The organism is Ruminococcus flavefaciens ATCC 19208, from assembly GCF_000518765.1.
In the GTDB taxonomy this organism is placed as follows: Bacteria; Bacillota; Clostridia; order Oscillospirales; family Ruminococcaceae; genus Ruminococcus; species Ruminococcus flavefaciens.
In genome coordinates this window covers 325,458-347,315 of record NZ_KI912489.1, presented here as the reverse complement: position 1 = coordinate 347,315, position 21,858 = coordinate 325,458, and the positions used below count along the sequence as shown (strand labels likewise).

Below are 21,858 nucleotides of genomic sequence, written 5' to 3'. Positions count from 1 at the left end.
TATGAATTAGAAATTAGGAGGAATTTATTATGAGTAAAATTATTGGTATTGATCTTGGTACAACTAACTCTTGCGTAGCTGTTATGGAAGGCGGCAACGCAGTCGTAATACCTAACAGTGAGGGTGCAAGAACAACTCCTTCAGTCGTTGCTTTCACAAACAACGGCGAGCGTCTCGTAGGTCAGGTGGCTAAGAGACAGGCAATAACAAACCACGACAGAACAGTATCTTCAATCAAGAGACACATGGGCTCTGATTATAAGGTAGCTATAGACGGCAAGAACTACACACCTCAGGAGATCTCGGCTATGATACTCCAGAAGCTCAAGGCTGACGCAGAGGCTTACCTCGGCGAGCCTGTAACAGAGGCAGTTATCACAGTTCCTGCTTACTTCACAGACTCACAGAGACAGGCTACAAAGGACGCAGGTCAGATCGCTGGTCTTACTGTTAAGCGTATCATCAACGAGCCTACAGCAGCTGCTCTTTCCTACGGTATCGACAAGGAAGAGGAGCAGACCGTTATGGTTTACGACCTCGGCGGCGGTACATTCGATGTATCTATCATCGAAATGGGCGAAGATGTTCAGCAGGTACTTGCTACAGCAGGTAACAACCGTCTCGGTGGTGACGACTTCGACCAGCGTATCATCAACTGGATCGTTGACGAGTTCAAGAAGACTGAGGGCATCGACCTTTCACAGGATAAGATGGCTGCACAGAGACTCAAGGACGCAGCTGAAAAGTCAAAGATCGAGCTTTCATCTACAACAACATCTAATATCAATATTCCGTTCATCACTGTTGATGCATCGGGTACACCTAAGCACCTTGACCTTACACTTACACAGGCTAAGTTCAACGAGCTCACAGCTGACCTCGTAGAAGCTACAATGGGACCTGTAAGACAGGCTCTCAGCGACAGCGGACTCCAGATCTCAGAGATCAACAAGGTACTCATGGTCGGCGGTTCTTCAAGAATCCCTGCTGTACAGGAAGCTGTCAAGAAGCTCATCGGCAAGGAGCCATTCAAGGGCATCAATCCTGACGAGTGTGTTGCACTCGGTGCAGCATATCAGGGCGGCGTTCTCGGCGGCGACGTTAAGAACGGTCTCCTTCTTCTCGATGTTACACCACTTTCACTCGGTATCGAGACAGCAGGCGGCGTTTGCACAAAAATGATCGAAAGAAATACAACTATCCCTACAAAGAAGTCACAGGTATTCTCAACATATGCTGATAATCAGCCTGCTGTTGATATCAATGTACTTCAGGGTGAGCGTGAATTCGCACGTGATAACAAGCAGCTGGGTACTTTCCGTCTCGACGGTATCGCTCCTGCTCCAAGAGGAATCCCACAGATCGAAGTAACATTCGATATCGACCAGAACGGTATCGTTCACGTATCCGCTAAGGATCTCGGCACAGGCAAGGAGCAGAACATCACTATCACTTCTTCCACAAATATGTCCAAGGAAGACATCGACAAGGCTGTCAAGGAAGCTGAGCAGTATGCTGCTGAGGACAAGAAGCGCCGTGAGGCTGTTGACAACAAGAACGAGGCTGAGAACCTTGTATTCCAGTGCGAGAAGGCTCTCACAGACTTCGGCGACAAGGTATCAGCTGACGAGAAGTCCAATATCGAGTCCAAGTGTGCAGCTCTCAAGTCTGCTATCGAAGCAAACAACGATTCCGAGATAAAGACTCTCAAGGAAGATCTCCAGAAGGCATTCTATGATCTCTCTGCAAAGGTTTACCAGCAGGCAGCTCCAAACGGTGCAGCAGGCGCACAGGGCATAGATCCTTCACAGTTCGCTAACATGGGCGGTGCTGCTGACGCAGGCGCTTCACAGGGCGGAAACGACGACGGAGTAGTTGACGCTGACTTCACAGAGGTTTGATGAACTGAAATATAACACCATAAAAAGGGCGAACAATACTTCGCCCTTGTGGTGTATTTACAGGCGCGGCGAAAAAAGTGCTGTTTTTCATATGTAAGACGCGAAAAAGGGAGCGGAGGCTCTCCGCCGCCCTTGTGGTGTATTTACAGATACTAAAAGATCCGAATCCTTGTTTGTAGGGGCTGGCGTCCCCGACAGCCCGTATTTGGATTTATGATCATGTCCGAAGCGGGACGTCGAGGACGCCGTCCCCTACAAAATCTTTCCGCGGTATAACGGAAGAATGGAGTTATCTATGGCTGAAAAAAGAGATTATTATGAAGTCCTCGGTATCCAGAAGGGTGCTTCCGAGGACGAGATAAAAAAAGCCTTCCGTAAAAAGGCAAGAGAAAACCACCCCGACCTTCACCCCGATGATCCTTCCTACGTTGAGAAGTTTCAGGAGATAAACGAGGCTAACGAGGTGCTTTCAGACCCCGAAAAACGTGCTCGCTACGACCAGTTCGGTCACGCAGGCGTTGATCCCAGCTACGGCGGCGGTGCAGGCGGCATGGACGGCTTCGGCGGATTTGCCGATATGGACGATATCCTCGGAAGTATCTTCGGCGGTTTTGGTTTCGGCGGCGGTACAAAGCGTTCAAACGTCAATGCTCCGAGACGTGGTGCGGATATACAGGAAGCTGTTTCCATAAGCTTTATGGAAGCCTGCTCGGGCAAGAAGATAGACCTGAAAATAAACCGTATGTCTGTATGCGAAAACTGTAAAGGCACAGGTGCAGAGGCAGGCTCTACACCCGATATCTGTCCTGACTGTCAGGGCAGAGGCTCCGTAAAGACCACTCAGCGTACTCCTTTCGGTGCTATTTCATCAACAAAACCCTGTCCTCACTGCGGAGGCAAGGGCAAGATCATAAAAAATCCATGTTCAAAGTGCCGCGGCGTGGGCAGAGTAAGAGTGCAGAAAACAGTTACTGTTGATGTACCAGCAGGTATCGACGACGGACAGACACTGCGCGTAAGCGGACAGGGCGACTGCGGTATCAACGGAGGTCCTAACGGCGATCTTCTCGTTGGCATCAATGTAAAGTCACACCCCATCTTCAGACGCGAGGGCTACGACATATACTGCGATATCCCTGTTACTTATACAGAAGCCGTTCTCGGTGCTGAAATTACCGTACCTACAATCGACGGCGATGTAAAATACAATATCAGCGAGGGAACTCAGACAGGTACTGTATTCCGCTTAAAGGGCAAGGGCGTTACAAGACTTCACCGCACAGAGCGCGGAAACCAGTACGTTAAGATATATGTGGAAGTCCCGAAGAATCTCACCAAGAAGCAGAAGGATCTGCTGAAGGAGTTTGAGAATTCACTGACAGAAAAGAATTATGCAAAGCGTCAGAGCTTCTTTGATAAGCTCCGCTCAAAGCTTGATTTTTGACAACCGATACAGACCTGTTGCAAACAGCGCAGCAGGTCTGTTTTTATACCGAAAGGAGGCTTATTTTATGTATGAAGAGGATTTCATCATGCGGCAGATAAGAGAAATAACCGCAGTTATCGCAAAGGTAGTTTTTGGCAAGAAGGCTGATTCAATGACGCTGATGCTTCATCAGCGCGAAAGGCAAAAGGTCGAATATCTTGCGGACAAAGTGAAAGACGGCGAGATTCAGGACGCTGTCGAGGAGCTTGACAGGCTTGCTGACAACAACACCAAGGAAAACCTTATGATTGGTCTTGAATTCTATGCTCAGCTCAGCGATATGGACGAGGAATACTTCATCAACAGCGGCTACAGCTTCGGAAAGATGAGAGACGATTTCAAGCGTTTTGCAAAAAAATTCGGCATGGAACAGATGACCGAGCTTTACTTCGGAAAAGATGACGAAGAAAACACAGGCGAATAAGAATAAAACCTCCCTGAGCGGACATAATAACCGCAAAGGGAGGTGTTTTTATGGTCGAACAGGACACTATAAAGCTTCTTAGGGAGTGCGATTCGGGCGTAAAAATGGGAATATCATCTATAAATGATGTTCTGGACTATGTGAGCAGCGAGGAACTGCGCGGGATACTGCAAAAGAGCTCTGACGAACACGAAAGTATAAAAACAGGTCTGCAAAAGCTTCTCAGCGAATACCGCGATGACGGCAAAGAACCTGCGGCGATCGCAAAGGGAATGTCATGGATAAAGACCAGCGTCATGCTGAAAATGAACGAGTCTGACAGCACTGTAGCCGACCTTATGACAGACGGCTGTAATATGGGCGTAAAATCGCTGAGCAGGTATCTCAATAAATATGCTGCTGCCGATGAACGCTCAAAGGACATGGCAAAAAAGCTGATACGCGCAGAAGAATGCCTCGCAGCAGATGTAAGACCATATCTTTAAAAAAAGGCTTACGGTCAGCCGTAAGCCTTTAATAATTATCTTCTGTTTACAGGTCTTGCAGGAGCTCCCCACTGATTAGCGCCCACGCTGGGTCTGCACCAGAATATAAGAAGCACAATGCCCAAAACCAATATCACCATAGCGAACAGTCCGATCAATGCGCCAATAGCTTCAAAGCTATATGAGAAGTGCAGTATTCCTGCTATTGTTGAATAGCCCATAACTATCATCGCCAGTATCGAACCGATTACCCACCAGCCCGATTTTCCTGCATCATGCAGTCTTCTGACCTCGATAGAAAGATTAGGAACTAAAAATACAGCGTCGATCGCATATGACAAAATGTTAGAAGCAGTTTTACCCATGAAAAATCCTATAAAGCCTGCTCCAAGACCTACAAGCCAAGTAAACAGGAACGCATACCAGAATTCGCTTCGTGTTGAGCGTCCTTTGAAATTGACATAGTTCTTGAAAAACAGAGTTATCGCTTCACCGAATTCAACATACTTTGGACTTTCGTCAGTATTATTATAATACATGGGATCATAGCCGAAAGGCTGCTGATTGTACATATTAGGCTGTCCATAGGGATTTGGCTGACCGTATGGATTGGGCTGACCGTTGTAGCCCTGATAGCCGTTGTTTGGCTGTCCGTAGGGATTGGGCTGACCGTTGTAGCCCTGATAGCCGTTATTGGGCTGTCCGTAGGGATTGGGCTGAACGCCGCTGCCCTGATAGCCGTTATTGGGCTGTCCGTAGGGATTAGGCTGACCGCTGCCGCCCTGATAACCGTTGTTGGGCTGTCCGTAGGGATTAGGCTGAACGCTGCCGCCCTGATAGCTGTTTCCCGACTGTGGAGCATTATTCGCAGCCGCTGACGGAGGATTTGCGCCCTCGCTCAATGGCGGCGGTACAGGAATAGAGGATATATCGTTCATTCCCGTATTATTTTCAATACTCGCACCGCAGTTCTCGCAGTACTTATCCCCGGGTTTGTTCTCAAAATTACAGTATTTGCACTTCATAGTGCCACCCCCAAAATATTTTATGATATTATTCTATCAAAAAACGCCTTTTTTGTCAATATCTGTCCTTACAAAACAAAAAAAGCTCCCGAGTGGGGAGCTTGTCATACTTATTCGATCGTAACAGAGACCTTCTGGTCCTTTTTAGCTGCGCCTGCACGCATAATTGTACGGAGTGCCTTTGCGATCCTGCCCTGTTTACCGATAACTCTGCCCATATCATCAGGAGCAACGTTAAGGTGGAATACGATAACGCCCTCTTCATCGGGAGCATCTTCGGTAATATTGATAGCGGACTTGTCTTCTACGAGGCCTGCTGCGATAGCATAAAGTAAATCTTTCATAGTAAAACCTCCGTTCAAGCTCTGGGACAGAGGCAGAGACCTTACGCCTCTCCTCTTCCATTAAGCTTTTGATCAAAGAACTCCCTCTTTCTTGAGGAGAGCCTTTACAGTATCTGTAGGCTGTGCACCATTAGCGATCCAGCTCTTAGCCTTTTCAGCGTCGATCTTAACTTCTGATGGCTCCTTAGTAGGATCATAGAAACCGATCTCTTCGATGAAACGACCATCTCTTGGGTATCTTGAATCAGCAACAACTACACGGTAGAAAGGAGCCTTCTTAGCACCCATTCTTCTGAGTCTGATCTTTACTGCCATTTGAATTCACCTCCGTATAAATCATAATGTTTTATATTCAAGCGGCGGGAGACCGCATTGAAAGCTTTTAGAACGGCAGATTTCCTCCGCCCTTGCCCGTATACTTGTCGAAGTTCATGCCTGCAAGATTCTTTCTTGCCTTACGCAGAGACATCTTGCCGTTTTTGCCTGTGAACTGCTTCATAACGGACTGCATCTGGTCAAACTGCTTGAGAAGCCTGTTTACGTCCTCTACCTTTGTACCCGAGCCCTTTGCGATACGCTTTTTGCGTGAAGGGTTGATGATAGAGGGCTTAGCTCTTTCAGCCTTGGTCATAGAGGTTATCATAGCCTCGATCCTGCCAAGCTGGCTCTCGTCGATATCAGCTTCCTTTATCTTGTCGCCGACGCCCGGAAGCATACCCAGTATAGACTTCATAGAGCCCATACGCTTGATAGACTTCATCTGTTCGAGGAGATCGTCCATATCGAACTTGTTCTCCTTGAACTTCTTGGTGAGCTTTTCAGCGTCCTTCTGAGACATAACGTTCTCAGCCTTTTCGATAAGGGTAAGTACATCGCCCATACCGAGTATTCTTGAAGCCATACGCTCAGGGTGGAACTGCTCGAAATCGTCAAGCTTTTCGCCCATACCAACGAACTTGATCGGCTTACCTGTTACAGAGAGTACAGACAGTGCCGCACCGCCTCTTGTATCAGAGTCAAGCTTTGACATAAGAACGCCTGTGATACCAACAGCATCATCAAAAGCCTTGGCAACGTTTACAGCGTCCTGACCTGTCATAGCATCAACTACAAGCATTATCTCATCAGGCTGGGTTTCATTCTTGATATTTACAAGCTCGTCCATGAGAGCTTCATCTATATGGAGACGACCTGCTGTATCTATGATAAGGATATCGTGACCGTAGTCCTTAGCATAGGCAAGTGCCTTCTTAGCGATAACAACGGGGTCTGTCTGACCCATTTCAAATACCTTGACATCAGCCTTTGCGCCGACTACCTGCAACTGGTTGATAGCAGCAGGACGGTAGATATCGCAGGCAGCTAAAAGGGGACGGTGTCCTTCCTTCTTTAAAAGCTTAGCCAGCTTTGCGGCGTGGGTAGTTTTACCTGAACCCTGAAGTCCGCACATCATGATTACCGTAGGCGGCTTTGATGCCATATTTATACGTGAATTGCTGTTACCCATAAGGGATACCAGCTCTTCGTTAACTATCTTTATTACCTGCTGTGCAGGAGTAAGGCTTGACAGCACTTCTTCTCCGACAGCACGTTCTGTAACGCTCTTTACAAAGTCCTTAACGACTTTATAGCTGACATCGGCTTCGAGAAGTGCAAGGCGCACCTCACGCATAGCCTCTTTAACATCAGACTCGGTAAGCTTTCCTCTTGATTTGAGCTTTTTAAAGACAGTGTTCAGTTTTTCTGAAAGTCCTTCGAATGCCATGTCGAGCCTCCTTTTATACTATAATAATGTATTATAACAGCTCCGTACCCTTTGCGGTCTCGGAGAGTATGATATTTCTTGCAGCTTCATCAGTGATATGCTCTGCGGCAGCCTCGATGCGTCCGAAGCATTCCCGCATTTTCCCGAGCCTTTCGGCGAACCCGAGCTTTTCCTCATAGTTCAGGAGTATCTCCTCGGTGCGTTTTATGATACTGCGTACAGCCTGTCTCGTAATATCGAGGGGCTGACCTATCTCGGCAAGAGAGAGATCCTCGCAGTAATACAGCTCCATTATGCTGCGCTGATGCTCTGTGAGCAGGTCGCCGTAGCAGTCAAGAAGCATTACGAATTTAAGTTCCTTAGCCATTTTCAAAGCACCTCTTTCGGGTGTAATGCAAAATCACTTTACACATTATACTACATATCACAGATTTTGTCAAGTGGTAAATGAAATAAATTTATTCCTGCGACTGCTGAGTAAGGTCGGAATAGGTTATGCTCACCAGATCAACTATGCCCTGCTCATTGAAGGATACTGCGATAGTATGTCCTCGGAGTATTCCCTGCGCGTCCTCGCCGATATTGATACCGTAGTGATAGATATGGGTATAGGGCATTTCCACCATGTCAACAGTATCGGGCTGACCGATAAGGGATTCAACATCGGCTATAGTCGAAACCATAGGAGTTATGCCGTAGATATCGCTGTCGCTTGTCTTTATGGCAACGCTGTAGATAACGCTGTCCTGCTCTCTGCCTGTATAGCAGTTTTCAAGGGATACGGTACCCATTTCCACACCGTTATAATAAAGTGTGGCGAGACCGCTTCCCTCTTTAAGACCGTAGTCCTTTCTGTCGTAGTATCTGAATTCCCATTTGTCGCCAAGCTCGTCGATAAGCTGAGGCAGGTATAAGTGCTGACCCTTTATGGTTATCATACTTCTTACCGCATCAACATCGAAAGTACCAGCAGGAGCAGTATGAGGCTCTACCTTCGGTGCGACCTCAAAGGGGATATCGTGCTTTTTGTCGGGCTCAAGACAGCCTGTCATAGAAAACAGCATCGCACCTGCAAGAAGCAGTAACGGTAATCTCTTCATATCATTCTCCTGCCTTTCCTATTTTTTCTCCGAGCTTTACCACAGTCTCGATACCCTCGGCTGAATTTCGCAGTATATCATAGTCCACGCTGATACTGTCCCTGCCGAAGAGCATTACAATAGTAGAGCCGCCGAACTCAAATCTGCCCTTTTCCTCGCCTCTGCGGAAGCTTGCTTCGCCGTGGTTATTGACTATTCGTCCAACCATCATAGCTCCCACCTCTATCTGTACCACATCGCCGAAATTCTCGGTATGGAGCACTGTATACTCGCGGCAGTTGCGCTTGTATATGTTGTATCTTTCAAGAGCTATGGGATTTACGGTGTGAAGCTCGCCGGGGATAAAGGTATTACCGGTCTTTGTACCGTTGTCGATATAGCAGTAGCGGTGGTAATCATCGACCTCGAGACGGAATATAAGGCAGTATCCGCCGCAGAAACGCTTTGCAAGGAATTCGTTCTGCAAAAGGTCACTTACTCTGTAGCGTGAGCCCTTGATGCGGAAGATGCTGTTCTTTGATATCTTATGAGCCGTAAGCTTTGCGTCGCAAGGGCTTATAAGATGATCGGGTCTGAAATCAACAGGACGCTTCCCCTGCTTTACATGACGGGTGAAGAAGTCATTGTACGAGCGGAAATCACGCATCACATACTGTGAGGTATCAATGCCGCTTCTCTTGATAAAAGGCTTTATAAGGAGCTTTGAAGCCCTTGAATCCATGAACGCTCCTGCTGCCTTTGATATGCAGGGAGCAGTAAGAATTTTCAGTACAACTCGTCCAAGTGAACAGCCGTAAAGCTTTTTCAGCAGCTTGTTCTGTTTTTCGTTGGTGACGATGACATCGCCGTTTCTTGTTTTTATCATGTTACAGCTCCTCGCTTGTTCTCACAGACGGGCATTTGCGAGCATGAGTTTTATTCTGTTCTCCTGATTTACCCTCGTAGCACCCGGGTCATAGTCTATAGCAACGATATTTGCATTTGGGTTGTCCTGCTTGATAGCTCTTGACATACCCTTTGCAACGATATGGTTCGGCAGACAGCCGAAGGGCTGAGTGCAGATGATATTCTCAACGCCGGACTTTGCAAGCGCAGCCATTTCAGCGGGTATGAGCCAGCCCTCTCCCATTACAACGCCCTGATTTATATACTTGTCAGCAAGCTTTCTCAGGTGCTCGAAGTCGTGGAGAGGCTCAAAGCTTCCCTGCTCCTTCATTACCTTGATGAGCTCCTTCTGCTTTGCGTAGATGAGCTTATAGCCTATCTTGTTGAATATGGACTGCTTTGTGGTATGGTCGTATATCTTGGCATCGTTGAAGGTTCCTGCGGCGCAGTACATAACGAATTCCAGAAGGGACGGAACTACAGGCTCACAGCCCTCGGATATGAGGAAGTCCTCAAGGTGGTTGTTGGCAAGGGGCGAATATTTAACGTATATCTCACCCACTATGCCGACTCTGATCTTTTTCTCGCTGCTAAGCTCGATAGTGGCGAAATCGTCGAGTATATCCCTGTATATCTTCTTTGTTTTCAGGAACATCTTGCTGCCCTTGCGGAAGATATTGCACAGTCTGCGGTGCCATTTGTCCAGCATCTTCCTTGACTCGCCCTTGTTTATCTCATAGGCTCTGCACTTGTTATAGCAGGTCATGAGCAGGTCGCCGTAGAGCACTGCATACAGCATCTGCATGAACATGGGCGCAGTTATCCTGAAAGCACTGTCCTTTTCAAGTCCGCTGAAATTAAGTGATACAACGGGTATCTGAGGATAGTTCTTGGCAACAGCCTTTCTCAGCAGGTGGATATAGTTCGATGCACGGCAGCCGCCGCCTGTCTGGGTGATGAGGAGAGCTGTCCTGTCAGGGTCGTATTTGCCGCTTTTCAGTGCGTCCATGAACTGTCCTATAACGAGGAGCGCGGGATAGCAGGCATCATTGTGTACGTTTTTCAGTCCCTCATCGACCACTGCACGGGAGTCGTTTGTCAGCAGCTCCAGTTTATAGCCCTTGGCTTCAAAGATAGCAATGAGCATCTTGAAGTGTATGGGCAGCATATCGGGAACGAGGATAGTGTGAGTTTTTATCATATCCTCGGTAAATTTTGCATATTCAGGCATAAAAACCTCCATATATCATCTTCATAGCCCGAGCTTATACTACAGGCTGTACCTCGGGCTTTTTGGCAGGCTTCTGCTCTGCCTGCTCCATAGCGGCAACAAGGCTTCTCAGTCTTATCCTTGCCGCGCCGAGATTGTTTATCTCGTCGATTTTAAGCTGTGTATAGAGCTTACCGCGGCTTTCGAGGATATGTCTCACCTCATCGCCCGTAACTGCGTCGATGCCGCAGCCGAAGGATACAAGCTGTATGAGCTGCATATCGGGCTGTGTGGTAACATACTTGGCTGCGCGGTAAAGTCTCGAATGATAAGTCCACTGATTGAGTACCCCAAGCTTTGGTGTTCTTGCAAGACCTGCAACGCTGTCCTCGGTTATTACAGCCATGCCGAGGCTTGATACGAGCTTGTGTATGCCGTGGTTTATCTCCTTGTCGATATGATAGGGTCTGCCTGCAATGACGATTATCTTGCGTCCCTCGGCTCTTGCCTGATCTATTATCTCCATAGCCTTGCGTGTGACGGAGTTGTGATACTTTTCAAGGGCTTCGTAAGCCTTATCAACTGCATCGGGTATCTTGCCCTTGACATTGTACTTGCCAAGCACCTGTCCCAGTACCTTTATTACGTTCTTTCTGATGTTCAGGTCAAGGTAGGGGTGAACGAAGTTCTTATTGTTGAGTCTTGGGTTGTTTGCAAGGAGAAGCTCGGGATAGTAGGCTACAACAGGGCAGTTGAAGTGGTTATCGCTGCCGCCCTCGTCAAGGTTATAGCTCATGCAGGGGTAGAATATGAAATCCACGCCCTTATCGAGGAGACACTCGATATGTCCGTGAGCCAGCTTTGCAGGGTAGCATACCGTATCCGAGGGAATAGTGTGCTGACCGAGATAGTACATATCACGGGAGCTCTCATCGGATATGACAGTCCTGAAGCCGAGAGTAGTGAACAGCATATGCCAGAAGGGGAGCTGCTCGTAGAAGCCCAGTGCAAGGGGAAGTCCCACTGTGCCGCGGAAACGCTTTGGCTGGTGAGTCTTTACGGTATTGAGGATACTGTCGTACTTGAATTCGTAAAGATTTGGGACTGTGTTCCTGTTGGCGATGCCGCCGCCCTTTTCACAGCGGTTGCCCGAAATGAAGCGTCTGCCCTTGCCGAAGTTGATGATATTCAGCTGACAGTGTGCGGTACAGCCGCCGCAGTTAGCCGAACGTGACTCGTATGTGAAGTTTTCGAGCTCCTCGGCAGAGATAAGCTTTGAAGCCTCACCATTTGCGCGTTCCTTTGCGTAGAGTGCGCAGCCGAATGCTCCCATAAGTCCCGAAATAGCAGGACGGATAACGTTTCTGCCAAGCTCCTTCTCGAACGAGCGGAGGACTGCATCATTGAGGAAGGTACCGCCCTGTACTACGATGTTCCTGCCCAGATCATCGGGAGAATTAGCACGTATGACCTTGTAAATGGCGTTCTTGATGATAGACGATGAAAGTCCTGCGGAGATATCCTCAACGGTAGCACCGTCCTTCTGAGCCTGTTTTACCGAGCTGTTCATGAATACGGTACAGCGTGAGCCAAGGTCAACAGGGTGCTCTGCGAAGAGTCCAAGCTGTGAGAACTCGGAGATATCGTAGCCGAGAGCCATTGCGAATGTCTGTATGAAAGAGCCGCAGCCCGAGGAACAAGCCTCGTTGAGCATGATGCTGTCGATGCTCTTGTTCTTTATCTTGAAGCACTTGATGTCCTGTCCGCCGATATCAATGATAAAATCAACATCGGGACAGAAATATGCCGCAGCCTTGAAGTGGGCAACTGTCTCAACTATGCCGTGGTCAACGGAAAGACCTGCCTTTATGAGGTCCTCGCCGTAGCCCGTAACTGCCGAACCCTTTATGGTTATATCGGGGTTCATAGCCGAATAGATGCGTCTGAGCTGGTCGGCTATCTTGTCGAGAGGCTGTCCCTGATTTGAGGAATAATGATTGTAGAGCATACGTCCGTCATCGGTTATGAGCACAAGCTTGGTAGTTGTAGATCCTGCGTCTATACCGAGATAAGCGTCGCCCTTATATGTACGTATATCGGCATATCCTAAGTCGAACTTCTTGTGGCGGTCAATGAACTCGTCATACTCTGAGTGCGAACGGAAAAGGGGTTCGCCTGTAACTATAGCGTCCGAAGTCTTTGCATTAAGTATCTTCTCGATCATATCGCCTATCTTGTACGCTTCCGCAGCCTTAGCTGCATACAGTGCGCAGCCGTAAGCCACGAATACGGGAGCCTCCTGCGGAAATACAGCGTGTTCCTCATCGAGCCCGAGAGTCCTTACGAAAGCCTTTTTCAGTCCCTTTAAGAAGAACAGCGGACCGCCGAGGAAAAGGACTTTTCCCTCGATAGTACGTCCCTGAGCCAGTCCCGAAACGGTCTGGTCAACAACTGCCTGAAAGATACTTGCGGCAACGTCCTCGCGCCTTGCTCCCTGATTGAGGAGAGGCTGTATATCGGACTTTGCGAATACTCCGCAGCGCGAAGCTATAGGGTGTATCTTCTGAGCGTGGAGAGAGAGCTCGTCAAGCTCATCGGCTGTAATGCCGAGAAGTGTTGCCATCTGGTCGATGAATGCACCTGTACCGCCTGCACAGGTACCGTTCATACGCTGTTCTACTCCGCCTGTGAGGAAGATTATCTTTGCGTCCTCGCCGCCAAGCTCGATAACTGCGTCAGCATCGGGCTGTTTCTCCTTAACTGCAAGGAAAGCAGCGTGTACCTCCTGAACGAAGGGTATATCCGCAGAATTGGCAAGTCCGAGACCTGCCGAGCCTGTGATGCAGACTGTGAATTCCTCATCGGGATAGTCCGCCTGTATTATCTTGAGCTGGTCTGTGACAGTTTCCTTGACTTTGGAAAGATGACGCTGGTATTTCGAGTAAATGATATTGTTTTCAGCGTCAGTTATGACCGTTTTTACCGTGGTCGAACCCACATCAATGCCCAGTGAATATTTATTTGACATTTTACACCTCAGTAGAAGTAATCATATGGCGGATACCTGCGTTCCGCCGCTATCTTTACATTATAACATATAATAAGTGAAATTGCAAGCCGTTCAGTGATTAGTAATTAATGGTTAGTGTAGGGGACGGTGACTCCCTACAGTGTAGGGAGATGTCAGCAAAGCTGACAGAGGGTCGCGGCTTCTGTTGGAAGTCCTCGACGTCCCGAGCCGTCAGCCTGTAGGGGCGCACAGTGTGCGCCCGTATGTGCCTTACGATGCAAATATCAAGAACGCACTCACGCGATGATATTTCCCTTTCGTTTATTGCCCCTCGCGGATATTATCAGCAATTCGCGTTAACTATATCGCGGAGAGAGGGGGCGCAGGCTCTGCGCTCACGCGATGATATTTCCCTTTCGTTTATTGCCCCTCGCGGATATTATCTGCAATTCGCGTTGACTATATCGCGGAGCAAGGGTGTGCAGGCTCTGCACTCACGCGATGATATTTCCCTTTCGTCTGTTATCTCTCGCGGCTAAAAGCTAAAGTCCCAACGAAACTTTCACGCGGAGCAAGGGTGCGCAGGCTCTGCGCTGAATTTTTCCGATATTCAATGGTTTTCCGTTGAAAAAACGATTTTTTATGCCCTATTGTGAAAACCAATTAAAGGAGGTCATTTTTATGGCAACAGGAATTTACAATATGGCAAAGATAGAGGCTGCCGAGACTGAGTGGCTGTGGTATCCCTATATCCCATTCGGCAAGGTGACTATCATTCAGGGCGACCCCGGTGAGGGAAAGACTACTCTTGCGCTGAATATAGCTGCTTCGCTCACTCGCGGAAAAACCGTCACAGGTGAGACTCACGACCCCGTTACGGGGAAGGAGCTGTTCCCACAGCCCGTTATCTTTCAGACTGCCGAGGACGGTCTTGCGGACACTATCAAGCCCCGACTCCTTGCGGCTGATGCGGACTGCGGCTATATAAGCGGAGTTGACGAGAGCGTCTACCCTATGACTATCACTGACGGCAGACTTGAAGAAGTTCTCAGGCTGACCAACGCACGTCTTGTAATTCTCGACCCCTTGCAGGCTTATCTCGGAGCTGATGTGGATATGCACCGCGCCAACGAGATACGTCCCGTTATGAGCTATCTTGCCAATATGGCTGAGCAGTTCGGCTGTGCTATAGTCCTCATCGGTCATATGAACAAGAATATGGGAGCTAAGGCGGCTTACCGCGGACTGGGCTCTATCGACCTTACCGCCGCCGCAAGAAGCGTTCTTCTGGTAGCCCGTGACAAGCGCGAACCCGACAGGCGCATCGTCATGCAGATAAAGAGCTCCCTTGCCAGAGAGGGCAAGCCCATTGCGTTCAGACTCGGCGAGAATAATGCCTTTACCTGCGAGGGCGAGTGCGAGGCTGACCCCGATAATATGCTCCTCGGTCTGGGCACTCCCCAGCCCAAACAGTCCGACCTTGCAAGAGAGTTCCTTATGGCGGAGCTGGGCGGCGGCGAAATGAAAGCCGTTCAGGTGCTTGTGGATAAGGCGCAGAAAATGGGGGTGAGCTATGATATTCTGACGAAAGTAAAAAAAGAATTGGGTATTAAAGCAACAAAATATGAAAAAATATGGTTCTGGCAACTTTGAAAATGTTCCTTCTTTCTTCCTTTCAACCTTGAGTTGTTTAAAGTGTTAAAGTGCATTTTATAGAATAATAGTCAAAGAAGGAAGGAAGAAAGAAAGAAAGAAAGAATGTGTGCAGGGGACGGCGTCCAACAGCGCGTTCATGTTATTTTCATCGTAAGGCACATACGGGCGCACACCAAACGGGCGCACACCAAACGGACGCACACTGTGCGCCCCTACAGCGCAGAGCCTGCGCACCCTCTCTCCGCGTGAAAGTTTCGTTGGGACTTTAGCTTTTAGCCGCGAGAGATAACAGACGAAAGGGAAATATCATCGCGTGAGTGCGTTCATGTTATTTTCATCGTAAGGCACATACGGACGCACACCAAACGGGCGCACACTGTGCGCCCCTACAGGCTAACGGCTAAGGGCTAAGGGAAAAATAAATGTTGACATAAAATAGTGCAGGTGATATAATAGATTATATATGTATATTTGCGGCTGTATGCCGTATATCATATAGAAACAATATTTTTATCGGAGATAATAGAATTGATAAAGACAGTTAACGGTTTAAAGATAAACTACGAGGAAAAGGGCGAGGGCGACCTTATCGTACTGCTTCACGGCTGGGGCAGCAATATCACCCTTTTCGCCAATATGATGGAGCTCCTCTCCAAAAAGTACAAGGTTGTTGCTATGGATATGCCGGGCTTCGGAAAGAGCGAAGAGCCAAAGGAAGTATGGGACGTGAGCTCCTATGTGCAGTTCGTCATCGACTTCCTCAAAGACTACGACACAAAGGAAGTAATGCTTCTCGGACACAGCTTCGGAGGTCGAGTAATAATCAAGATGCACAGCCGCGATGACCTGCCCTTCAAGGTTACAAAGGTCATTCTCGTGGACAGCGCAGGCATCATGCCGCCAAAGTCCAATAAAAAGAGCTGGCGCACTCGCTATTACAAAATGGGCAAGGCTGTGCTCTCGCTGGGCATAGTGAAGAAGCTCTTCCCCGATGCGCTTGAAAACTTCCGCAAGAAAATGGGCAGCGCCGACTATGCCGCAGCCTCTCCTATGATGAGACAGGTCATGGTAAAGGTAGTAAACGAGGACTTGGAGCCCTATCTGCCGAATATCAAAGCTCCCACACTGCTCGTATGGGGCGTTAACGATACAGCTACTCCCCTCTCCGACGGCGAGAAAATGGAGAAGCTCATACCCGATGCAGGTCTTGTAAAGCTTGAAAATGCAGGACATTATTCCTTCCTCGAACAGCAGTTCACATTCAACCGCGTGATGTGCAGCTTTATGAAGATAGAAGATTGAATTAGGAGATATATATGAATTTGGTTTTATGGATGATCTATGCGGTCATTACGCTGGCTGCTATTGTTTTTCTCGGGCTGAGGGAGTTCCATATGCTCCAGCTCAACGGCTACAAGACCCCCGAGCACTCACGCTGGATGAAGAAGAACAAAAAGAGGTATATACTCCCTGCGGTGCTGTTTGTGGCGCAGTTTCTGCTCATTCCGTTTCACGGGCGCAGTGGTCTTGAAATAACTCTTGTGATAGTTCTTTGCTTCTTCAATGCTATCATAGCACTTGCCAACAAACCCGGCAAGAAGTTCAAGAAGCCGCTGGTCTATACAGCGCGTATGAAGCGCATGATGATAACCTTTGGCATATTGATCGCGATATGCTATGCTATTGCCATAATCAAGGGCAAGACCTACGTTGATATTGACGGCATAGACTTCTGCCGCACCGAAACTCGCTGGTTCACATGGTATCTGCCGTATATCATGGTGGGCTCGGCACTGTACCTCACACCTATACTGGTTCCACTGTCAAACCTGATAAACAAGCCAATAGAAAAGGCAGTACAGAATTGGTACATCAACGACGCAAAGAGAATACTTTCCGAGTGCCCCACACTTCACAAGGTGGGTATCACGGGAAGCTACGGCAAAACAAGCATGAAGTTCTATCTTGATGAGCTTCTCAACTCGCAGTACAACACGCTGAAAACTCCCGAGAGCTTCAACACTCCTATGGGTGTTACAATAACTATCCGCCGCGACTTAAAGCCCACACACGAATACTTCATCTGCGAAATGGGCGCAAGACGAGTTCACGAGATAAAGGAGCTCTGCGGCATTGCAGACCCCCACGACGGCATCATCACTTCCGTAGGTCCTCAGCACTTGGAGACATTTGGTTCTATCGAGAACGTAGTTAATACGAAGTTCGAGCTTGCCGACCATGTAAAGGCAAAGGGCGGAAAGATATACCTCAACGGCGACAACGAGCTTATCCGCAGGAAAGCTCCCGAGTACCCCAATGCTGTGCTTTACGGCTTGCAGGAGGGCAACCACTACCGCGGTACTGATATATCCGTTTCCGACAGAGGTACAGAGTTCACGGTAACTGCTCCGAACGGCGAGACACAGCGTTTCTCAATGAAGCTCCTCGGTGAGCACAACGTTCAGAACGTCCTCGGAGCTATCGCCTACGCACACGGTACGGGCATATCCCTTGACAAGCTGACGCTCCCCGTGAAGCGTATCGCCGCAGTTCCCCACAGATTACAGCTTCTCGATAAGGGCGGCAATATGACCTTTATCGACGATGCATACAACTCAAATCCAAACGGCTGCCGTGCAGCTCTCAATGTCCTCGGTCTTTTCGATGCCTGCCGTATACTGGTAACTCCGGGTATGGTCGAGCTTGGCGCAAAGCAGGAGGAGCTGAATTTCGAGTTCGGTCAGGAAGCTGCTAAGGCTTGTGACCATATCGTACTGGTTGGCAAAAATCAGACAGTGCCTATATATAACGGTATCAAGGACGCAGGCTACGATATGGATAACGTTTACGTTGCGGATAGTCTTAACGAGGCTCTCACCCACGTAAATGCATATCAGACCGACAAGAAGAAAATAGTCCTTCTTGAAAACGACTTACCCGACAACTATTAAAGCCATAAGCTATTGGCTGTCAGCCTTTAGCCTGTGGTATCGCTGCGCGATAATATTTGAAATTAAATCAAGAGCTTCGGCTAACGGCTAAGGGCTCGAATAAAGGAGTAATTACAATGAAGATCAATCTTGCAGTTCTTTTCGGCGGAAGAAGCGTTGAACACGAGGTATCAGTCATCTCGGCTGTTCAGGCTATGGCAAGCATAAACAAGGAAAAATACAACATTATCCCTGTGTATATGACCAAGAAGAGCGAATTCTGGACAGGCGAAAAGCTCATGGATATCAACAGCTTCAAGGATATCCCCGCACTCCTCAAAGAGTGTACCGAGTGCGTTTTCGTAAGAAGCGAGGGCAAGGTACAGCTTATCCGCCAGAAAATGAAGAAATTCGGCTCTAATGTCATTTCCGATATCGACGTTGCATTCCCTATCGTTCACGGTACAAACGTTGAGGACGGCGCATTGCAGGGCTATCTCCAGACTCTCGACCTGCCTTATGTAGGCTGCGACGTACTGGCTTCCGCTGTCGGTATGGATAAATTCGTAATGAAGATACTCCTTAAAGACGCAGGCTTCCCTGTACTTGACTGCTGCCGTTTCTCCTCATACGAGATAAACGACATGGACAGAATGGTCGAGGAAGTTGAGAAGAAGTTCGGCTATCCTGTTATCGTAAAGCCTATCAACCTCGGTTCAAGCGTTGGTATCTCAAAGGGCAAGGACAGAGACAGCCTTATAAAGTCTATCGAAGAGGCTTTCGAGTTCGCTGACCGTATCCTCATCGAGCCATGCGTTGTTCAGCTCAAGGAAATAAACTGTGCTGTTGCAGGTGACAGCGAGTCCGCAGAAGCTTCCGTATGTGAAGAGCCTGTACAGGCAAGCGGCGATGATATCCTCAGCTACGACCAGAAGTACGTAGGCGGCGGCAAGGGCGGCAGCAAGGGTATGGCTACCCTGAAAAGAAAGATACCTGCCGAGATCACTCCCGAGCAGGACGAATTCATCAGAAAGACCGCAGTTGACGCATTCCGCTATCTGGGACTCAACGGCGTTACACGTATCGACTTCATGATAGATATGGCTGCCGACAAGGTCTACATCAACGAAATAAACACTATCCCCGGCTCTCTTGCATTCTACCTCTGGGAGCCTAAGGGCGTGAAGTACACAGAGCTCCTCGAAAGACTTATCCAGCTTGCTCTCAAACGCTACAGACAGAGCGAAAAGATAAGCTATACATTTGATACAAATATCCTTTCAATGGGAGGAAGCTTCGGTTCAAAGGGCAGCAAACGCTAAGGCAGCGTGACGCTGCACCCTTACTCCGCGTGAAAGTTTCGTTGGAACTTTAGCTTTTAGCCGCGAGAGATAATATGCGAAAGGCTAATAACATCGCGTGAGCGCAGAGCCTGCGCCCCCTTGCTCGGACGAATATCATCGAAAGGGCAGTTGCTTCTCGACACGGGCAGCGTGACGCTGCACCCTTACTCCGCGTGAAAGTTTCGTTGGGACTTTAGCTTTTAGCCGCGAGAGATAATATGCGAAAGGCTAATAACATCGCGTGAGTGCAGAGCCTGCGCACCCTTGCTCCGCGATATAGTCAACGCGAATTGCAGATAATATCCGCGAGGGGCAATAAACGAAAGGGAAATATCATCGCGTAAGTGCAGAGCGTGAGTGCGTTCATGTTAGTTGCAGCGTAAGGCTCGGGAGCCCGAGGGTGACTCCCTGTAGTACAGGGAGATGTCCGAAGGACAGAGGGTCGCGGCTCCTGTTGGGAGGCGTTCCCTACAATCTACTCACTACTCACTTGCGGACTGCCAAATAAGCAGTGCCCCAAATCTGTGATTTGGCTGGCAATGCTATCTTATTTCCATTGGCTCTGTTTCTTCCTTTTATACTTCATTAATGTACTGTTTAACAGGGGGGATAAAATGAAAAAGCTGAATATATTACCGCTGGCAGAAAAAATAACTGCCGACAACCTTTACTCTGCACCGACTGAAAGAAAGCTGCCGTCTGTAAAAATACCCTCGGCAGTATATACCGTCTTAGCTGTTATATCATTTATCGCCTGTTATACCGATCCTGTCATCGGCATTATCGCATTCGGTATACTGTTCATTGTTGCAGGTATAGACGGCAAAACAGGAAAGAACAAAAAAGGCACAACAGCAGAGAAAATGATATGGACAAGGCTCCCCCTATTATTCATGGGTATTTTCTTCATATTAACAGGTATATTCATATTAATATCGGAAGAGCCCTCAAGAAGCACCAATACCGACATGACCAGAGCGTATTTCATGTTGATGCTGAAACTGTTTCTCATTGCTTTTGCAGTATTGGGAATATCGAGACTTATCATGCTTGTGACTGTCGAGCTTGCCCTGCGCAGCAGACGAGAACACTGCGGTACACTTGTACACATCGAGCCCGACATAGCAGCTGCGGACTGTACAGTCACTGCATCGGATACCGAATACAAGTGCCATGTTCCCGTATACAAATACTACTATGAGGGAATAGGCTATCGCTTCACGGACCATTCCAGAGACCTGTATTTCTTTTCGCCTACAGACTCATCTCTGGTATACGTAGATCCCGAAAAGCCCGATCGTTATTATTCTCCCAATCTCTTCGCAGACAACGGTGAGAACCTTATAGAATTCCTTCAGTTTTTAGGGTATATGTTCGTCTTTTCAATTCCCTTGCTGGTAGTGCTGCTTTTCAAATGATAAAATATACCGATGACTTATGTGATAATGGGGGGATAAAATGAAAAAGCTGAATATACTTCCGCTGGCAGAAAAAATAAGTGCCGACGACATATACAAACCTGCGCCTGTTGAAAGGGAATTCAAGATATCGTTCCCTCCAATGACGTATTTGATATTATTTGCTGTAATGATAGTATGTGCTTTCGTCTGTCTGCCTTTATGCATGATCTTGTTCGGAGCATTATTTACTATGGCAGGGCTTGACAGCTCGGGAAATATCAGACACAACGGAAGAAGAGTCGAAAACAATGCGTGGAACCGTCTGCCTTTTCTGATTATCGGACTGCTGGTGTGCGCAATGACTATCGTTATCACATTGTCCGGCATTAAAAACAAAGGCAGCAGGAACTCAGACTCAGAGGATATGAGCGGTGCAAATATAGTATTAGGGCTGTTCGCACTTGCTGTCGTGGCAATAATAATCGGCAGACTGATATTCCTTGTGGTCAATGCCTTTGCAATATCAAGCAGGAAAAAGCACTGCACCTGCCCTGTACACGTGGAAGGTGACACCCTTTCCTTCTATGCTGTCGATCCGTCACAGAATACCGAAGCTAATTACAGCAATCCCGTATACAAATACTATTATGAGGGTGAAAGCTACCGTTTCGCAGACCATGAGAGACTTACATCTTTTTTCAACGAACAGCCTGAGCTCCAGGTATATATTGACCCCAATGAGCCTGAAAGGTACTATTCACCCTATCTTTTCAGACGGAATGCCTACAAGCTGAAAAGCTATATAAAGAATATGATCTTCATTTTACTGCTCACATCTCCTTTATGGGGAACATTTCTCTTCAAATACTTAGTTGACAAAAATATAATTTAAAA

19 protein-coding genes are annotated in these 21,858 nt (G+C 48.0%); 10 read left to right on the top strand and 9 right to left on the bottom strand.

What is annotated here, in order from left to right; translation table 11 throughout:
• Positions 1-29: 29 nt before the first annotated feature.
• From dnaK to L870_RS0108305, 4 genes are all read left to right on the top strand, one after another.
• Positions 30-1,901 carry a molecular chaperone DnaK gene (dnaK, locus tag L870_RS0108320; RefSeq protein ID WP_028517751.1) on the top strand — a complete coding sequence of 624 codons (1,872 nt, stop codon included), beginning with the start codon at positions 30-32 and terminating at the stop codon, positions 1,899-1,901.
• 295 nt (positions 1,902-2,196) lie between these two features.
• Positions 2,197-3,345, top strand: coding sequence for a molecular chaperone DnaJ (dnaJ, locus tag L870_RS0108315; RefSeq protein ID WP_028517750.1), 1,149 nt, complete (start codon positions 2,197-2,199; stop codon positions 3,343-3,345).
• A gap of 67 nt (positions 3,346-3,412) precedes the next feature.
• Positions 3,413-3,811, top strand: a complete 399-nt coding sequence (locus L870_RS0108310) for a DUF6483 family protein (RefSeq protein WP_028517749.1) — start codon at positions 3,413-3,415, stop codon at positions 3,809-3,811.
• 50 nt (positions 3,812-3,861) lie between these two features.
• Positions 3,862-4,296: a hypothetical protein gene (locus tag L870_RS0108305; RefSeq protein ID WP_028517748.1), complete on the top strand. Its 435-nt coding sequence runs from the start codon at positions 3,862-3,864 to the stop codon at positions 4,294-4,296.
• A gap of 35 nt (positions 4,297-4,331) precedes the next feature.
• On the opposite strand, the gene L870_RS18535 is transcribed toward L870_RS0108305, so the two are convergent.
• From L870_RS18535 to L870_RS0108260, 9 genes are all read right to left on the bottom strand, one after another.
• Positions 4,332-5,321, bottom strand: coding sequence for a DUF805 domain-containing protein (locus L870_RS18535; RefSeq protein ID WP_028517747.1), 990 nt, complete (start codon positions 5,319-5,321; stop codon positions 4,332-4,334).
• Between the two features lie 110 nt (positions 5,322-5,431).
• Positions 5,432-5,665 (bottom strand): KH domain-containing protein, encoded by a 234-nt coding sequence (locus L870_RS0108295; protein ID WP_024861192.1) that lies wholly within the window; start codon positions 5,663-5,665, stop codon positions 5,432-5,434.
• A 72-nt stretch (positions 5,666-5,737) separates the two neighbouring features.
• Positions 5,738-5,980, bottom strand: coding sequence for a 30S ribosomal protein S16 (gene rpsP, locus L870_RS0108290; protein ID WP_028517746.1), 243 nt, complete (start codon positions 5,978-5,980; stop codon positions 5,738-5,740).
• Between the two features lie 67 nt (positions 5,981-6,047).
• Positions 6,048-7,430 carry a signal recognition particle protein gene (gene ffh / locus L870_RS0108285; RefSeq protein ID WP_028517745.1) on the bottom strand — a complete coding sequence of 461 codons (1,383 nt, stop codon included), beginning with the start codon at positions 7,428-7,430 and terminating at the stop codon, positions 6,048-6,050.
• A 31-nt stretch (positions 7,431-7,461) separates the two neighbouring features.
• Positions 7,462-7,797, bottom strand: coding sequence for a YlxM family DNA-binding protein (ylxM, locus tag L870_RS17130; RefSeq protein ID WP_037271656.1), 336 nt, complete (start codon positions 7,795-7,797; stop codon positions 7,462-7,464).
• A 91-nt stretch (positions 7,798-7,888) separates the two neighbouring features.
• Positions 7,889-8,530, bottom strand: a complete 642-nt coding sequence (locus L870_RS0108275) for a hypothetical protein (RefSeq protein WP_028517744.1) — start codon at positions 8,528-8,530, stop codon at positions 7,889-7,891.
• A gap of 1 nt (position 8,531) precedes the next feature.
• Positions 8,532-9,395 (bottom strand): phosphatidylserine decarboxylase, encoded by an 864-nt coding sequence (locus L870_RS0108270; RefSeq protein ID WP_028517743.1) that lies wholly within the window; start codon positions 9,393-9,395, stop codon positions 8,532-8,534.
• A 21-nt stretch (positions 9,396-9,416) separates the two neighbouring features.
• A complete protein-coding gene (locus L870_RS0108265) occupies positions 9,417-10,646 on the bottom strand; it encodes a 2-hydroxyacyl-CoA dehydratase (protein ID WP_028517742.1) in 1,230 nt (409 codons plus the stop codon).
• A 34-nt stretch (positions 10,647-10,680) separates the two neighbouring features.
• Positions 10,681-13,653, bottom strand: coding sequence for an acyl-CoA dehydratase activase (locus L870_RS0108260; protein WP_028517741.1), 2,973 nt, complete (start codon positions 13,651-13,653; stop codon positions 10,681-10,683).
• A 663-nt stretch (positions 13,654-14,316) separates the two neighbouring features.
• On the opposite strand from L870_RS0108260, the gene L870_RS0108255 reads away from it, so the two are divergent.
• From L870_RS0108255 to L870_RS0108230, 6 genes are all read left to right on the top strand, one after another.
• Complete coding sequence (locus L870_RS0108255; protein ID WP_051411475.1) at positions 14,317-15,288, top strand: AAA family ATPase; 972 nt, start codon at positions 14,317-14,319, stop codon at positions 15,286-15,288.
• 531 nt (positions 15,289-15,819) lie between these two features.
• Entirely contained in the window at positions 15,820-16,593 is a 774-nt protein-coding gene (locus L870_RS0108250) for an alpha/beta fold hydrolase (RefSeq protein WP_028517739.1), read from the top strand.
• Positions 16,594-16,607: 14 nt separating this feature from the next.
• Positions 16,608-18,242 (top strand): Mur ligase family protein, encoded by a 1,635-nt coding sequence (locus L870_RS0108245; RefSeq protein ID WP_028517738.1) that lies wholly within the window; start codon positions 16,608-16,610, stop codon positions 18,240-18,242.
• A 116-nt stretch (positions 18,243-18,358) separates the two neighbouring features.
• Positions 18,359-19,543 (top strand): D-alanine--D-alanine ligase family protein, encoded by a 1,185-nt coding sequence (locus L870_RS0108240; protein WP_028517737.1) that lies wholly within the window; start codon positions 18,359-18,361, stop codon positions 19,541-19,543.
• A 635-nt stretch (positions 19,544-20,178) separates the two neighbouring features.
• Positions 20,179-20,982 carry a hypothetical protein gene (locus L870_RS0108235; RefSeq protein ID WP_028517736.1) on the top strand — a complete coding sequence of 268 codons (804 nt, stop codon included), beginning with the start codon at positions 20,179-20,181 and terminating at the stop codon, positions 20,980-20,982.
• A gap of 40 nt (positions 20,983-21,022) precedes the next feature.
• Entirely contained in the window at positions 21,023-21,856 is an 834-nt protein-coding gene (locus L870_RS0108230; RefSeq protein ID WP_028517735.1) for a hypothetical protein, read from the top strand.
• Positions 21,857-21,858: the final 2 nt, after the last annotated feature.

Coding starts and splice junctions, on each gene's coding strand:
- dnaK (WP_028517751.1), top strand. CDS start 30: ATGAGTAAAATTATTGGTATTGATCTTGGTACAACTAACTCTTGCGTA.
- dnaJ (WP_028517750.1), top strand. CDS start 2,197: ATGGCTGAAAAAAGAGATTATTATGAAGTCCTCGGTATCCAGAAGGGT.
- L870_RS0108310 (WP_028517749.1), top strand. CDS start 3,413: ATGTATGAAGAGGATTTCATCATGCGGCAGATAAGAGAAATAACCGCA.
- L870_RS0108305 (WP_028517748.1), top strand. CDS start 3,862: ATGGTCGAACAGGACACTATAAAGCTTCTTAGGGAGTGCGATTCGGGC.
- L870_RS18535 (WP_028517747.1), bottom strand. CDS start 5,321: ATGAAGTGCAAATACTGTAATTTTGAGAACAAACCCGGGGATAAGTAC.
- L870_RS0108295 (WP_024861192.1), bottom strand. CDS start 5,665: ATGAAAGATTTACTTTATGCTATCGCAGCAGGCCTCGTAGAAGACAAG.
- rpsP (WP_028517746.1), bottom strand. CDS start 5,980: ATGGCAGTAAAGATCAGACTCAGAAGAATGGGTGCTAAGAAGGCTCCT.
- ffh (WP_028517745.1), bottom strand. CDS start 7,430: ATGGCATTCGAAGGACTTTCAGAAAAACTGAACACTGTCTTTAAAAAG.
- ylxM (WP_037271656.1), bottom strand. CDS start 7,797: ATGGCTAAGGAACTTAAATTCGTAATGCTTCTTGACTGCTACGGCGAC.
- L870_RS0108275 (WP_028517744.1), bottom strand. CDS start 8,530: ATGAAGAGATTACCGTTACTGCTTCTTGCAGGTGCGATGCTGTTTTCT.
- L870_RS0108270 (WP_028517743.1), bottom strand. CDS start 9,395: ATGATAAAAACAAGAAACGGCGATGTCATCGTCACCAACGAAAAACAG.
- L870_RS0108265 (WP_028517742.1), bottom strand. CDS start 10,646: ATGCCTGAATATGCAAAATTTACCGAGGATATGATAAAAACTCACACT.
- L870_RS0108260 (WP_028517741.1), bottom strand. CDS start 13,653: ATGTCAAATAAATATTCACTGGGCATTGATGTGGGTTCGACCACGGTA.
- L870_RS0108255 (WP_051411475.1), top strand. CDS start 14,317: ATGGCAACAGGAATTTACAATATGGCAAAGATAGAGGCTGCCGAGACT.
- L870_RS0108245 (WP_028517738.1), top strand. CDS start 16,608: ATGAATTTGGTTTTATGGATGATCTATGCGGTCATTACGCTGGCTGCT.
- L870_RS0108240 (WP_028517737.1), top strand. CDS start 18,359: ATGAAGATCAATCTTGCAGTTCTTTTCGGCGGAAGAAGCGTTGAACAC.
- L870_RS0108235 (WP_028517736.1), top strand. CDS start 20,179: ATGAAAAAGCTGAATATATTACCGCTGGCAGAAAAAATAACTGCCGAC.
- L870_RS0108230 (WP_028517735.1), top strand. CDS start 21,023: ATGAAAAAGCTGAATATACTTCCGCTGGCAGAAAAAATAAGTGCCGAC.